General features: G+C 71.3%; 13 protein-coding genes. 6 read left to right on the plus strand and 7 right to left on the minus strand.

All coding sequences use genetic code 11. The annotated features are described in order from the left end of the window. Positions 1 to 18 precede the first annotated feature (18 nt). The 4 genes from ACIBKX_RS36275 to rsmI form a co-directional block, all read right to left on the minus strand. Complete coding sequence (locus ACIBKX_RS36275; RefSeq protein WP_363270046.1) at positions 19 to 1,272, minus strand: ubiquitin-like domain-containing protein; 1,254 nt, start codon at positions 1,270 to 1,272, stop codon at positions 19 to 21. Positions 1,273 to 1,417: 145 nt separating this feature from the next. Continuing rightward, positions 1,418 to 2,299: a TatD family hydrolase gene (locus ACIBKX_RS36280; RefSeq protein WP_363270045.1), complete on the minus strand. Its 882-nt coding sequence runs from the start codon at positions 2,297 to 2,299 to the stop codon at positions 1,418 to 1,420. Positions 2,300 to 2,322: 23 nt separating this feature from the next. Further along, on the minus strand, positions 2,323 to 2,760 hold the full coding sequence (locus ACIBKX_RS36285) for a hypothetical protein (RefSeq protein WP_363270044.1): 438 nt from the start codon (positions 2,758 to 2,760) through the stop codon (positions 2,323 to 2,325). Between the two features lie 215 nt (positions 2,761 to 2,975). Further along, positions 2,976 to 3,866 (minus strand): 16S rRNA (cytidine(1402)-2'-O)-methyltransferase, encoded by an 891-nt coding sequence (gene rsmI, locus ACIBKX_RS36290; protein WP_363270043.1) that lies wholly within the window; start codon positions 3,864 to 3,866, stop codon positions 2,976 to 2,978. 62 nt (positions 3,867 to 3,928) lie between these two features. Here rsmI and ACIBKX_RS36295 point away from each other — a divergent pair, with 62 nt between their 5' ends. The 5 genes from ACIBKX_RS36295 (at position 3,929) to ACIBKX_RS36315 (ending at position 10,635) form a co-directional block, all read left to right on the plus strand. Then, positions 3,929 to 5,674: a phospholipid carrier-dependent glycosyltransferase gene (locus ACIBKX_RS36295; protein WP_363270042.1), complete on the plus strand. Its 1,746-nt coding sequence runs from the start codon at positions 3,929 to 3,931 to the stop codon at positions 5,672 to 5,674. A gap of 75 nt (positions 5,675 to 5,749) precedes the next feature. Beyond that, positions 5,750 to 7,384, plus strand: coding sequence for a penicillin-binding transpeptidase domain-containing protein (locus ACIBKX_RS36300; protein ID WP_363270041.1), 1,635 nt, complete (start codon positions 5,750 to 5,752; stop codon positions 7,382 to 7,384). A gap of 90 nt (positions 7,385 to 7,474) precedes the next feature. After that, positions 7,475 to 9,199: a penicillin-binding transpeptidase domain-containing protein gene (locus ACIBKX_RS36305; protein WP_399377004.1), complete on the plus strand. Its 1,725-nt coding sequence runs from the start codon at positions 7,475 to 7,477 to the stop codon at positions 9,197 to 9,199. Positions 9,200 to 9,286: 87 nt separating this feature from the next. Continuing rightward, complete coding sequence (locus ACIBKX_RS36310) at positions 9,287 to 9,787, plus strand: YbaK/EbsC family protein (protein WP_363270040.1); 501 nt, start codon at positions 9,287 to 9,289, stop codon at positions 9,785 to 9,787. Continuing rightward, positions 9,784 to 10,635, plus strand: a complete 852-nt coding sequence (locus ACIBKX_RS36315) for a DMT family transporter (RefSeq protein ID WP_363270039.1) — start codon at positions 9,784 to 9,786, stop codon at positions 10,633 to 10,635. The genes ACIBKX_RS36310 and ACIBKX_RS36315 overlap by 4 nt, the downstream gene beginning before the upstream one ends. Positions 10,636 to 10,639: 4 nt before the next feature. Here ACIBKX_RS36315 and ACIBKX_RS36320 read toward each other — a convergent pair whose 3' ends face one another. Further along, positions 10,640 to 11,812, minus strand: coding sequence for a serine hydrolase domain-containing protein (locus ACIBKX_RS36320; RefSeq protein ID WP_363270038.1), 1,173 nt, complete (start codon positions 11,810 to 11,812; stop codon positions 10,640 to 10,642). A gap of 120 nt (positions 11,813 to 11,932) precedes the next feature. Between ACIBKX_RS36320 and ACIBKX_RS36325 the strand changes: the two genes are divergently transcribed. Next, positions 11,933 to 12,388 (plus strand): alkaline phosphatase family protein, encoded by a 456-nt coding sequence (locus ACIBKX_RS36325; RefSeq protein ID WP_363270036.1) that lies wholly within the window; start codon positions 11,933 to 11,935, stop codon positions 12,386 to 12,388. A 113-nt stretch (positions 12,389 to 12,501) separates the two neighbouring features. Here ACIBKX_RS36325 and ACIBKX_RS36330 read toward each other — a convergent pair whose 3' ends face one another. Both ACIBKX_RS36330 and cbiQ read right to left on the minus strand, forming a co-directional pair. Further along, a complete protein-coding gene (locus ACIBKX_RS36330) occupies positions 12,502 to 13,266 on the minus strand; it encodes an ABC transporter ATP-binding protein (RefSeq protein ID WP_363270035.1) in 765 nt (254 codons plus the stop codon). Next, on the minus strand, positions 13,254 to 14,015 hold the full coding sequence (gene cbiQ, locus ACIBKX_RS36335; protein ID WP_363270034.1) for a cobalt ECF transporter T component CbiQ: 762 nt from the start codon (positions 14,013 to 14,015) through the stop codon (positions 13,254 to 13,256). Before cbiQ ends, ACIBKX_RS36330 begins: the two co-directional genes overlap by 13 nt.

A 14,015-nucleotide genomic window follows, 5' to 3' on the forward strand; every position in this document is an offset into this window, starting at 1 on the left:
CTGCCCACGGCAGAGCCGCTACAGCCGCGACCCGCAATGCGGCCATGGGCTCGCCCCCCTCTGCACATAGAGCTTCTTCGCGCGGAAGGTCTGTTCCTCGGCCGGGGCGTCCTGGGGGCGGCCCTGGCCGCCGAGGCTCTGCCAGGTCTGGGTGTCGAACTGGTAGAGGCCTCCGTAGGTGCCGGAGCCGTCCACCGCGTTCGGGCGGCCGCCCGATTCGCACTGGGCGAGCCCGTTCCAGTTCAGGCCGTCCGCGCCCGCCACCGAGTTCGGCAGCTGCTTCGTGCCGACCTTGATGATCCGCGTCTGCGGCTCGCGCACCACCTCGGACTTCACGCGGCGCGGTTTCTGCTTGACGCCGTTGACGGTCCGCAGGGCGTAGGTGACCCGGCGGGTCCCCTGGTGTCCGGCCCGCTCGACGACCTCCGTGCCGCTGAACAGCGTCGGATCGTCGGTGCGCTGCACGTCGTACGGGATCGGCTCCTCGCGGACCTCCTTGCGCCCGGAGATCCGCATGACGGTGATCGTCTGGCCGTCGCGCGGGAAGCTTTCGGGCGCGACGGAGGTGGTGTCCTGGCCGTGCAGGCTGACGCCGGACTCCTCGACGGCCTCGCGGACGGTCGCCGCGTTCGTACGGATGGTCCGCTCGCGCCCGTCCGCCATGACCGTCACGGTGCGTTCCGTGCGGACGTCGAGGTCGAGGCCGGAGCGCTCGATGCGTTTGCTGCGGGACGCCGAGAGATAGGCGCCCTCCGCGCGCACGCCGAGCTGGCGCAGCGCGCCGTCCACCGTGCGCGCCGTCGTCCACACCTCGCGCCGCTCCCCGTCGAGGGTGAGCTTGACGGGGCGGCCGTAGCGGACGGCGATCTCGTCGCCGCTGGCCAGGGCGGTGTCCGCGGTCGGCGCCACGATGTCGTGGGCGCCGAAGTCCACGCCCTCGTCCTCAAGGAGTTCGCCCACGTCGTCGGCGAAGGTGTGCAGGGTGCGCGGTTCGCCGTCGACGGTGAGGTGTACGGCCTTGTCGTTGGCGACGAAGGCGGAGGTGCCGCCCGCGAGGAACGCCACGACGAGGGCCTGCGGCAGCAGCCTGCGCAGCGAATCGGGCCGCTCCGGGGCCTTCTTGCGCCGCGCGGCCCGCCGCGCCTGGGCCCGGCCGCCCTCGGTGCGCGGCGCGGGGACGGCGGAGGCAGAGGGGGCCGGGGCGGCGGGGGCGGGAGCCGGGGCGGCGGGGGCGGGCGCGCCGTAAGACGTTCCGTACTGCGCTTGACTCACGACGACGCTCCACGGTTCTGGTCCGGATCGGGCGAGGCGGACAGAACCTAGCGGAGCAACCGTCACTCTCCAAAGCAGGCCGACTACGCTGTGTCGCGGCACTGCCCTGGGCTACGGGTGTTTGGGCGTTATCGGTCAGCAGTCATCAGTAATCAAAAGCGCGGGCCGTGTTCGCGGAGATCGCCGCGGCCATGGCGTCCTCGTCGATGCCCCGCACCTCGGCCATGGCCCGCAATGTGACCGGAATGAGATACGGCGCGTTAGGCCGTCCGCGGTAGGGCGCGGGCGTCAGGAAGGGGGCGTCGGTCTCCACCAGGACGAGTTCGAGCGGGGCGACGGCGAGCGCGTCCCGCAGGCCCTGCGCGTTCTTGAAGGTCATGTTCCCGGCGAAGGACATGAAGTAGCCGTGCTCCGCGCACACTTGGGCCATCTCCGCGTCACCCGAGTAGCAGTGGAAGACGGTCCGCTCGGGGGCGCCCTCCTCCTTCAGGACGCGCAGCACGTCCTCGTGGGCCTCGCGGTCGTGGATGACCAGGGCCTTGCCGTGCCGTTTGGCGATCTCGATGTGGGCGCGGAAGGACCGCTCCTGGGCGGCCTTGCCCTCGGGGCCGGTGCGGAAGTAGTCGAGGCCCGTCTCGCCCACTCCCTTGACGTGCGCGAGCGCCGCGAGCCGGTCGATCTCGGCGAGCGCGGCGTCGAGGGCCGCGTCGCCGCCCGGCTCGCGCGCGCCCTGCCGCGACCAGCCGTCGGGGTCGCCGTGCACGATGCGGGGCGCCTCGTTGGGGTGCAGGGCGACGGTGGCATGCACGGCGGCGTGCGCCGCGGCCGTCTCGGCGGCCCAGCGCGAGCCCGCCACGTCACAGCCGACCTGCACGACCGTCGTCACACCGACCGCCGCGGCCTTGGCGAGCCCCTCCTCCACCGTCCCCGACTGCATGTCGAGGTGGGTGTGGGAGTCGGCGACTGCCACCCGCAGCGGTTCGGGCAGCGGGGGCGCGGCGTTCTTCTCGGCGTCTTTCGAAGGCATGCCCCGATCCTACGAAGGCGGTGTCAGCCCGCCTTGCGGTGGTGCTGGAAAGGGTGCAGCAGGTCGGACAGGTGCCAGTGGTGGTGCCTGTGCTCTTCGCCGCCCTCGCCCTGCGTCTCTTCGGCGCCGGGCTCCGCGGCCTTGTGCGGGGCCCGCGGCGCGTGCGACTGCCGCATCAGGTCGAGCACCGACGACACCTGCCCGGCACGCATGATCCGTACGACGTGGCCACCGCAGTTCAGGCAGGTCGGCCGGGACAGCGGCGACGGCACATGCCGGCCGTCCGCCACGTACAGGACGAACTCCTTGCCCTCGGCGTCCACGTGATGCTCGATCTCGTACGACTGCTCCCAGCCGTGCCCGCAGCGCATGCAGGCGAAGGCGTACGACTCGTGAACCGTGCTCGTGACGGTCTGCGTTGTCGTCGTCGTGTCGTGACCGGTGTCGGCGATATCACTCATGCCAGCTCCTCTTGTCCGCTGGACAAGCGCCGTCCGGCCGGGGTTCTCCTCCCAGCCGACAGCGTCGGGACGGGTGCGTCCCTTTGACCAGTGGACGCTTTTCCCGGAGCGAGCGCATCAGACCTGTCGAGCGTTGAAGGCGATTTGGCCTTTCATTGGCCTTCAGGCCCGGTGCGCGGCCCGCACTTTGCCTTTCACGATAGTCCTTTGCCCTCCTATGGGGCGCTCTGAGCCGCATTCTTTGCCGCGACGACGGCATCGAACACCTCACGCTTGGGTAGCCCCGCCTCGGCCGCGACGGCGGCGATCGCCTCCTTGCGCCGCTCCCCCGCCTCCTCGCGCACCCGCACCCTGCGCACCAGCTCGTCGGGGCCCAGTTCCTCGGGCCCTTTCTCGGGGGCGCCCTCGACGACGACGGTGATCTCACCGCGCACTCCGTCGGCGGCCCACTCGGCGAGCTCCTTCAGCGAACCGCGCTTGACCTCTTCGTACGTCTTGGTCAGCTCGCGGCAGACCGCGGCCCTGCGCCCGTCGCCGAACGCCTCGGCCATCGCGGCGAGGGTGTCGTCGATGCGGTGCGGCGCCTCGAAGTAGACGAGGGTGCGCCGGTCCTCGGCGACCTCCTTCAGGCGCGAGAGGCGCTCGCCCGCCTTGCGCGGCAGGAAGCCCTCGAAGCAGAAGCGGTCGACCGGCAGCCCCGAGAGCGCGAGCGCGGTGAGCACGGCGGACGGTCCCGGCACGGCGGTCACCTTGATGTCCCGCTCCACGGCGGCCGCGACCAGGCGGTAGCCGGGGTCGGACACCGACGGCATCCCCGCATCGGTCACGAGCAGCACCCGCGCACCGCCCACGAGGGCCTCGACCAGCTCGGGCGTACGCGCGCTCTCGTTGCCCTCGAAATAGGAGACGACCCGCCCGCCCACCTGCACGCCGAGCGCCTGGGTGAGCCTGCGCAGCCGCCGGGTGTCCTCGGCGGCGACGACGTCGGCGGACTCCAGCTCGGCGGCGAGCCGCGGCGGCGCGTCCGCGACATCGCCGATGGGGGTGCCTGCCAGCACAAGGGTTCCGGGGGACTGGTCTTCGGGGGAGTGAGCGCTTCCTGTCACGGTTCCATCCTCGCAGGGGCCGGGAGCGGGACTCACACAGCCGGGTTCCCTACGATGGCGCGGTGACCAGTACCGCGTCTTCCCCGGACACCCGTCAGGGCCAGAGCGCCGAGGAGCAGCAGCCGTCGTGGCAGCGCAGGCTGCGCCGCTTCGGCCATGTGGCGCGGCCCAGAGGCAGCGACGACGTACGGGCCCGTCTCGTACCGGCGTACACCGAGCCCAGCCCACGGCTGTGGCTGACGCTCGGGGTGCCGCAGGCGACGGCGGAACTGCTGGTCAAGCGGATGGGCTGGATCGGCCCGCTGCTGATCACGCTGGTCGCGGGCGTGACGCGGTTCTGGAATCTCGGCAGCCCGAAGGCCGTGATATTCGACGAGACGTACTACGCCAAGGACGCCTGGGCGCTGATCCACCGGGGCTTCGAGGTCAACTGGCCGGAGAAGGTCAACGACACCGTCCTGGCCCAGGGCAGCGGCATCAAGATCCCCACGGACGCCGCGTACGTGGTGCATCCGCCGGTCGGCAAGTACGTCATCGGCATCGGCGAATGGATGTTCGGCTTCGACCCGTTCGGCTGGCGCTTCATGACGGCGGTGCTCGGCACCCTCTCCGTCCTGATGCTCTGCCGGATCGGCCGCCGCCTGTTCCGCTCCACGTTCCTGGGCTGTCTGGCGGGCGCGCTGCTCGCGGTGGACGGCCTGCACTTCGTGATGAGCCGCACGGCCCTGCTCGACCAGGTCCTGATGTTCTTCGTGCTCGCCGCGTTCGGCTGCTTCCTGATCGACCGGGACAAGGCACGGGAGCGGCTCGCGGCGGCGCTGCCGACCGATGAGGACGGTGTCGTACGTCCCGACGCGTACGTCGCCGAAACGGTGCGCCTGGGGTGGCGGCCGTGGCGGTGGGCGGCCGGTCTCTGCCTGGGTCTCGCGTTCGGGACCAAGTGGAACGGCCTGTACATCATGGTCTTCTTCTGCCTGATGACCGTGTTGTGGGACGTGGGCGGCCGCCGGGTCGCCGGGGCGGTGCGCCCCTACCGGGCGGTCCTGAGGCGGGACGTGTTCCCGGCGTTCGTGTCGACGGTGCCGGTGGCGCTCGCGACGTACGTACTGTCCTGGCTCGGCTGGATCCTCTCCCCGACCGACGGCACGGGCGGCTACTACCGCAACTGGGCGGTGACGGACGGCAAGGGCGGCGACTGGACGTGGCTGCCGGACTGGCTGCGCAGCCTGTGGCACTACGAGCACGCGGTGTACGAGTTCCACGTGGGCCTCTCCTCGCCGCACACCTACCAGTCCAACCCGTGGAGCTGGATCGTCGACGGCCGCCCCGTCTCCTACTTCTACGAGTCACCGCTGCCCGGCAAGGACGGCTGCCCCGCCGACACGGCCGAGAAGTGCGCCCGCGAGGTCCTCGCGCTCGGCACGCCGATGCTCTGGTGGGCGGCGGCCTTCGCGCTGGTCTACGTCCTGTGGCGGTGGGTGTTCCGCAGGGACTGGCGGGCCGGCGCGATCGTCTGCGGGGTCGCGGCGGGGTACCTGCCCTGGTTCATGTACCAGGAGCGGACGATCTTCTTCTTCTACGCCGTGGTCTTCATCCCGTTCCTCTGCCTTGCCGTGTCGATGATGATCGGCGCGATCATCGGGCCGGCGGGTTCGAGCGAGCGGCGGCGGGTGGTGGGCGCGGCGAGCGCGGGCGTGCTCGTCCTGCTGATCCTGTGGAACTTCATCTGGTTCTGGCCCATTTACACCGGCCAGGCCATTCCCATCGAGTCCTGGCGGGCACGAATGCTCCTCGACACCTGGGTGTGACCCCTTAAAGTCGGGGCGAACAACCTTCCGTGTTCATACGGACACGGAAGGGCTCCTGGGGAGGGGAAGCGCGTCATGCGCAAAGGGGTCAAGGTGACTCTGGTCGGCGGGGTGTTCGCCGTCATGGTCGGGGGTGCCGGATACGGCGCGTACAACCTGGTGAACGGCGTGACGGGCGGCGGTGGTGCCGCCTCGTCCGGGCCCGAGGCCGTGAAGACGGGGCCGCCGACGGACGCCGAGGTCGGCGCGACCGCGGAGAAGTTCCTCGCCGCGTGGGCGAAGGGCGACGCCGGTCTTGCGGCCGAGTACACGAACAACGCGGAGGTGGCCTCGCTCCTCCTGGCCGGCTTCCGCGAGGACGCGCATCTGACGAAGGTGCGACTGACGCCGGGGAAGGCGTCGGGGACGCGCGTACCGTTCTCCGTCGAGGCGACGGTGTCGTACGAAGGAAAGACCAAGCCCTTCGCGTACGACTCCGAGCTCACCGTCGTCCGGGGCGTCACCACCGGCCGCGCGCTGGTCGACTGGGACGCGTCCGTCGTCCACCCGGATCTGGAGGACGGCGACACCCTGCAGACGAGCGAGGCCGCCGCGCCGCCCATCGAGGCCGTCGACCGGCACGGCGAGGTCCTGGACAAGAAGGACTACCCGTCGCTCGGCCCGATCCTCGACCAGCTCCGCGCGAAGTACGGCGACACGGCGGGCGGCACCCCCGGCGTCGAGCTCTATGTTCAGCACGAGACCGAGGACGAGGGCACCGAAACGCTTCTCACACTCGCCAAGGGCAAGGCGGGCCAACTGAAGACGACGCTGAGCGCGCCCGCGCAGAAGGCGGCCGAGAAGGCCGTCGCGCGGTACGCGGAGTCGTCGGTGGTGGCCGTGCGGGCCGGCACCGGAGAGGTCCTCGCGGTCGCCAACCACCGGGCGGACGGATTCAACGCGGCGTTCCAGGGCAAGCTCGCCCCCGGCTCGACCATGAAGATCGTCTCGGCGGCGATGCTCATCGACAAGGGCGTGACGACGGCGAGCGGACCGGCGCCCTGCCCCAAGACGGCGACCTGGCAGAGCCAGACCATCAACAACCTGCCGGGCCTGGCCCCGAACGAGAACGCGACCCTCGCGGACAGCTTCGCGCGCTCCTGCAACACGGCGTTCGTGAAGCTGGTCGACGAGGAGGGCATCACGGACGAGTCCCTCACCGAAGAGGCGCGCAGCCGCTTCGGCCTGGGCCTCGACTGGAAGGTGGGCATCCCCACGACCGACGGCTCGGTCCCGGCGTCCGGCGGCCCCGACCGCGCGACGAACATGATCGGCCAGGGCCAGGTCCAGCTGAACCCGCTCAACCTCGCCTCCGTCACGGCGACGGCGATGACGGGCACCTTCCGGCAGCCGGTCGTCGTGGGCCGGGGCGTGGACGACCGTGAGCTGGCGAGGGCGTCCGGCAGCCTGCCCGCGTCCACGGTCCAGCAGCTGCGCCAGATGATGAACCGCACGGCGGTCAGCGGCACCGGCGCCCGTGCGATGTCCGGACTCAGCGGCTCCATCGGCGCGAAGACCGGCTCGGCGGAGGTCGACGGCCAGGCGAGGCCCAACAGCTGGTTCACCGGCTACCGGGGGGACGTGGCGGCGGCCGCGATGGCCCAGGAGGGCGGGCACGGCGGCGACACCGCGGGCCCGATCGTGGCGGCGGTGCTTGCCGCGGGCAGTTGACAGACGTGTGGTCGGGGGCTTCATGAAAGCCCCCTATGGTGGGGCCTTCCGGTGCGGAGCTTGGGGGCTCTGGGGAACTGCGGAGGGTTTGTGGGCAAGCGAGGACGCGCCAGCGAGCGCAAGGGCATCAGAGGCATCACGGGTGCGGGAAGCGGCACCAAGGTGCATCCCGGCGTGCTCGGCGGCGCGGCGGCCGTGGTCGTCTTCGGCGTCGGATTCGCCGCGTACGGCCTGATCGGCGGCTCGTCCGACGGCGGCTCGACGGTCGACGAGAAGCAGGTGGCGTCGGGCCCGCCGACGGCCGCCGAGGTCCGCGCCACCACGCAGGGCTTCCTCACCGCGTGGCAGAAGGGCGACGTGGCGGCGGCCGCGGCGCTCACGGACGACCGGACGGCGGCGAAGACGGCCCTGACCTCGTTCGCCAAGGACGCCCACCTGACCGACGTGCAGCTGACGCCGGGCAAGCGGTCGGGCGCGAAGCTGCCGTTCTCGGTCACGTCCACGGTCTCGTACGAGGGAAAGAAGAAGCCCTTCGCGTACGACTCCGAGCTCACCGTCGTCCGCCGCGAGCACGACGGCAAGACGTTCGTCACCTGGCAGCCCTCGGTCGTCCACCCCGACCTGAAGGAGGGCGACCGCCTGGTCACGGGTGAGGCGGGCGACCCGCCCATCAAGGCGGTCGACCGGGACGGCGCCGAGCTGACGGCGAAGAAGTACCCGTCCCTCGGCACGGTCCTCGACTCCCTGCGCGAGAAGTACGGCGACAAGGCGGGCGGCACGGCGGGCGTGGAGCTGCGTGTCGTGCGCAAGGGCAGCGCGAAGGCGGCCGAGAAGTCGGCGACGACGAAGGACGACGCGAAGGCGACCCCCGACAAGACGCTGCTCACGCTCTCGCCGGGCACGCCGGGCACCCTGAAGACGACGATCGACGCGTCGCTCCAGTCGGCGGCCGAGAAGGAGACGGGGAAGCGCAAGCAGGCGTCGGTGGTCCTGGTGAAGCCCAGCACGGGCGAGATCCTGGCGGCGGCGAACTCGAATCCGACGGGCTTCAACATCGCCTTCCAGGGCTCACTGGCCCCGGGCTCGACGATGAAGGTCGTGACGTCCTCGCTCCTCCTGGAGAAGAAGCTGGCGGGAGTGGACAAGAAGCATCCCTGCCCCAAGTACGTGACGTACGGCGGCTGGAAGTTCCAGAACGACGACAAGTTCGAGATCAAGGACGGCACGTTCCGCGCGAGCTTCGCCCGCTCCTGCAACACGGCCTTCATCAGCCAGGCGAAGAAGCTGGAGAACGACTCCCTCACCAAGCAGGCCCAGGAGGTCTTCGGCCTCGGCCGCGACAACTGGTCGATCGGCGTCCCGTCCTTCGACGGCGGCATCCCCGTGCAGAGCGACGCGCAGATGGGCGCCTCGCTGATCGGCCAGGGCGGGGTGCGCATGAACCCGCTGAACATGGCGTCGGTGGCGGCCACGGTGAAGTCGGGCACGTTCAAGCAGCCGTACCTGGTCTCTCCGGACGTCGACGACCGCACCCTCGCCACGGCCCCCCGGAAGATGTCGGGCGCGACGGTGGGGGCGCTGCGGGACCTGATGCACTACACGGCGGTGGCCGGCACCGCGGTGAAGCCGATGTCGGGCCTCGGCTCCGACATGGGCGCGAAGACGGGCTCCGCGGAGGTCGACGGCCAGAAGAAGCCGAACGGCTGGTTCACGGCGTACCGAGGCGACTTGGCCGCGGGGGCGGTGGTGCAGGAGGGCGGACACGGGGGCGACTCGGCGGGGCCGTTGGTTCGGGCCATGTTCTTGGCGGAGTAGCGGCCGGTGCGCCGTGCCGGGCCTCGTGGGGCCCGGCATCCGGAACTGGTTCGCGTGCGCCGTACACGGACCGCTAGCGTGCGGCGCATGAGCGCAACAGACTCCTCCCCCGCCAGTCCCCGTTTCGCCGAGGCCCTGCGCGAGCTGGGCCTGGCCGAGCTGATCGGCCGGGTCCGCCGCTTCCCGGACCAGACCCGGACCGCCCAGGAAGCCGCCTCGGCGATCGGCTGCGAACTCAGCCAGATCTGCAAGTCACTGATCTTCGCGGCGGACGGCGTCCCGGTCCTGGTCCTGATGGACGGAGCGTCACGCGTCGACGTGGATCTCGTACGTCGTGAACTGGGCGCGGAGAAGGTCACGCGGGCCAAGGCGGAGGTCGTCCGGGAGACCACGGGTTACGCGATCGGCGGCGTACCCCCCTTCGGTCACGCCACCAAGACCCGCGTCCTGGCCGACCGCTCCCTCCTCGACCACGCCGAGGTGTGGGCGGCGGCGGGCACTCCGTACGCCGTCTTCCCCATGGCCCCCAAGGACCTGATCGCCCACGCGGGCGGCACGCTGGTGGACGTCCGCGAGCTCGGGGCATGACCCCAGTGGTCGCGGCGGCGGTACTGCTGGCCGCCGTCACCCACGCGAGCTGGAACGCGATAGCCCACCACATCACGGACAAGCTGGTCGGCTTCACGCTCATATCCGGCGGCGGAACACTGATCGGCCTGCTCCTGTCCCCCTTCGTGCCGATCCCGGCGGCGGAGGCATGGCCGTACCTGATCCTCTCCGCGGCCCTGCACGTCGGCTACTACGCCCTCTTGATGCGCTCGTTCAAGCTGGGCGACTTCGGGCAGGCGTATCCGATCGCACGGGGTACGGCACCGCTGGTGGTGACGGTCCTCGCGGCGGTCTTCGCCGGGGAGGTCCCGGACGGCTGGCAGGCGGCGGGCGTCGCGGTGTCGTCCGCGGGCCTGACGGGCCTGGCGCTGTGGGGCATCCGGGGTTCGGGCCGCCGACCGGACTGGGCGGCGATCGGCGCGGCGCTGGCGACGGGCGTCTCCATCGCGGCATACACGGTGGTGGACGGCCTCGGCGTCCGCGCGTCGGGCTCCTCGATGGGCTACATCGCGTGGCTGATGATCCTGGAGGGCATCGCGGTCCCGGTCTACGCGGCGTACCGCTGGCGCGGCGAACTGCTCCCCCGCCTGCGCCCGTTCGCAACGGTGGGCCTCTTCGGGGCGGCACTCTCGGTCGCGGCGTACGGCTTGGTCCTCTGGGCCCAGACAAAGGCGGACCTGGCCCCGATCTCGGCCCTCCGCGAGTCGTCGATCATCGTGGGCGCGGCAATAGGAGCAATCTTCTTCAAGGAACGCTTCGGCACGCCGCGGCTGCTGGCGGCGGGTTTGATGGTGGCGGGGATCGGGCTGATGCTGCATGCGGGGTGAGGGGCTACAACACCCCCCGCACCGCCCCCACCAACGCCTGCGCCCGAGGGTCCGCCGTGACCCCCTTGTTCATGCCGTTCGTGACGTAGCCGAAGGCGATGCCCGTGTCCGGGTCCGCGAAGCCGAGTGCGCCGCCTCTGCCGGGGTGGCCGAAGGAGCCTGGGCCCAGGAGGGGGGACGCGCCGCCGTGGAGCATGTAGCCGAGGCCGAAGCGGGTGTTGACGATCAGGACGCGGTCCGGGCCCGTGGACTCCTCTCCTCGGGCCGCCTCCAGAGTCGACGGTGAGAAGAGTCCCGGCCCGTCTCCCCCGACCTCGCCCATCAGCGACGCGTAGAAGCGGGCCAGCCCGTCCGCCGTAGCGATGCCGTTGGATGCCGGGAGGACCGCCGACCGGTACGCCGCGTCGTTCTCGTCCGGTGCGGGAGTGATTGCGCCGAACGCCCGCTGCGTGAGGGAGTCCGGATCCGCGTAGGCCTCGGCGACGTTCCTGCGGGGGCGGACGCGGAGGCCGCCCGGCGGCTCGGGAGGCGAGATGCGGCCGATCCTGCCGACCCGGTCCGCCTCGCCCTCGGGGAGTCCTATCCAGAGGTCCAGGCCGCGCGGCCGGGATATCTCGGCGTCCACCCACTCCCCGAGCGAACGCCCCGTCACCCGCCGCACGACCTCGCCCGTCAGCCAGCTGTACGTCTGTGCGTGATACCCGTGATCGGCCCCCGGCTCCCACGCGGGAGCCTGCGCCGCCACCGCCTCCGCCGCGAGATCCGGGTCCGCCGCCTCCGCGGGCGTCAGCGGACGGTCGAGGGCCGGCACTCCCGCGCGGTGCGACAGCAGATGCCGGACCAGGGTCCGCTCCTTGCCCCGCGCCTTGAACTCCGGCCAGTACGACCCGACCGGCGCGTCCAGGTCCAGCTCGCCCCGCTGGTGGAGCAGGAGCAGGGCCGAGGCGGCGACGCCCTTGGTGGCCGAGCGGACGATCTGGGCGGTGCCCCGCTCCCAGGGGGCGCTCCCGTCCACGTCCTTCGTGCCGCCCCACAGGTCCACGACCTTGCGGCCGTCGCGGTAGACGGTGACGGCCGCTCCCCGCTCGCCGCGCTCGCCGAAGTTGCGCACGAAAGCGTCCCGAACCGGCTCGAAGCCGACGGCCACCGTGCCGTTCACCCCACCCATGACGTCCATGAAGGGGTCAACAATCGCCTGGCGCCGACGATTCCTTGCCCAACCATCGCCCTCCACCTTCGGAACCAAGAAAATAGCGGATGAGTAACGGGTCTGGTCCAGAGTTCGGAGGCCCCCAAGGTGCCGGTCGTCGGGATCGACGGCGCCATGCTGGGGCGCATCGAGGAGGCCGAGGCACCCACGCTCGCCGCGCTGATGGCGGACGGCCAGACCTCGCGGACCAGCCTTCCCTGTTCCCCGCACCACCCGACGCTGTCCGGCGTGGGCTGGTCCAGCATCGCCACCGGCGTCTGGCCCGCGAAGCACAAGGTCCGCGACAACACCTTCGCCGGGAACGACTTCGCCGCCTGCCCGGACTTCCTCACCCGGATCGAGCAGGCCAAGGCCTCGCTCGACACCTGTGCGATCTCCTCCTGGCCGGAGCTGACCTCCGCGACGAACGGCGGACCGGTCTTCCCTGGAGCCGACCACGCCGTGGCCACGCCCAAGGAGCAGTACGACAACGGCACCACCGAGACCGCCGTCGCCCACCTCGCCCGACCACGGCCACCGGCCCGAGGGCGGCCACGGCGGTGACACGGCCGACGAGAAGCAGCACTTCGTCATCGCCAAGGGCGCCGGTCCGCAGGGCGGTTCGACCGGCGCCGACTGGGCGCTGGACGGCAGGTCGATCCTCTGACCGGACCCCACTAACGCGAGGCGCGCACCGACTTCGGGTCGAACCCGAACGGCAGCTCCAGGCGATGCGCACTCATCAGCGCCTCATCGCCCAGCAGCTCCCCCGTCGGCCCGTCCGCCGCGATCACGCCGTCGCTGAGGATCAGGGACCGGGGGCAGAGTTCGAGGGCGTACGGAAGATCGTGCGTCACCATCAGGACCGTCACGTCCAACGACCGCAGGATGTCGGCCAGTTCGCGGCGCGATGCGGGGTCGAGGTTCGACGACGGCTCGTCGAGGACGAGGATCTCCGGCTCCATCGCGAGCACCGTCGCCACCGCGACGCGCCTGCGCTGCCCGAAGGAGAGGTGATGCGGCGGGCGGTCCGCGAAGTCGGCCATGCCCACCTGCGCGAGTGCCTTCTGTACGCGTGCCTCCAGCTCGGGGCCGCGCATCCCTGCCGCCGCCGGACCGAACGCCACGTCCTCCCGGACCGTCGGCATGAACAGCTGGTCGTCCGGGTCCTGGAAGACGATGCCGACCCGGCGCCTGATCTCCGCCATGTGCTGCTTGCCGACCGGCAGGCCCGCGACGGTGACGGTGCCCGCGCCGCCGGTCAGGATGCCGTTCAGGTGCAGGACGAGGGTCGTCTTGCCCGCGCCGTTCGGGCCGAGCAGCGCGACCCGCTCGCCCCGCCCGATGGTCATGTCGACGCCGAAGAGCGCCTGATGCCCGTCGGGGTAGGCGAAGGCGAGTCCGGCGACATCGAGGGAAGGGGCAGTGCTCACAGGGTCCATCCCAACAGACATACGACGAGCGCGGAGAACGGGAGGGCCAGTGCGTACGTCCACTGCGCGCGCGAGGCGGTCACCTCGTCGATGACCGGCATCGAACCGGCGTACCCACGGCTGACCATCGCCAGATGCACCCGCTCGCCCCTCTCGTACGAGCGGATGAAGAGCGCGCCCGCGGACTTCGCGAGGACGCCCCACTGGCGTACGCCGCGCGCCTCGAAGCCGCGCGACTCCCGGGCGATCTTCATGCGGCGCATCTCGTCCGTGATCACATCGCCGTAGCGGATCATGAACGAGGCGATCTGGACGAGCAGCGGCGGCAGCTTCAGCCGCTGGAGGCCGAGGAGCAGGGCGCGCAGTTCGGTGGTGGAGGCGAGGATGACCGAGGCGGCGACGCCGAGCGTGCCCTTGGCCAGGACGTTCCAGGCGCCCCAGAGCCCGTTGACGCTCAGGGACATGCCCAGTACGTCGACGCGCTCGCCCTCCGCCACGAACGGCATGAGCACCGCGAACGCCACGAACGGCACCTCGATGAGCAGCCGCTTCAGGAGGAACCCGGCAGGGATGCGGGCCGCGTACGCCACCGCGCCCAGGAGCACCGCGTACAGCGCGAACGCCCACATCGCCTCGCGCGGCGTGGACACCACCACGACCACGAAGGCGAAGACCGCCGCCAGCTTGGTGTGCGGCGGCAGCCGGTGCACCGGCGAGTTGCCCTGCCGGTAGAGCCGGTGGGCGTGGCCCGCGCCCAT

The sequence above is a fragment of the Streptomyces sp. NPDC050658 genome (assembly GCF_044457025.1).
Classification (GTDB): Bacteria; Actinomycetota; Actinomycetes; order Streptomycetales; family Streptomycetaceae; genus Streptomyces.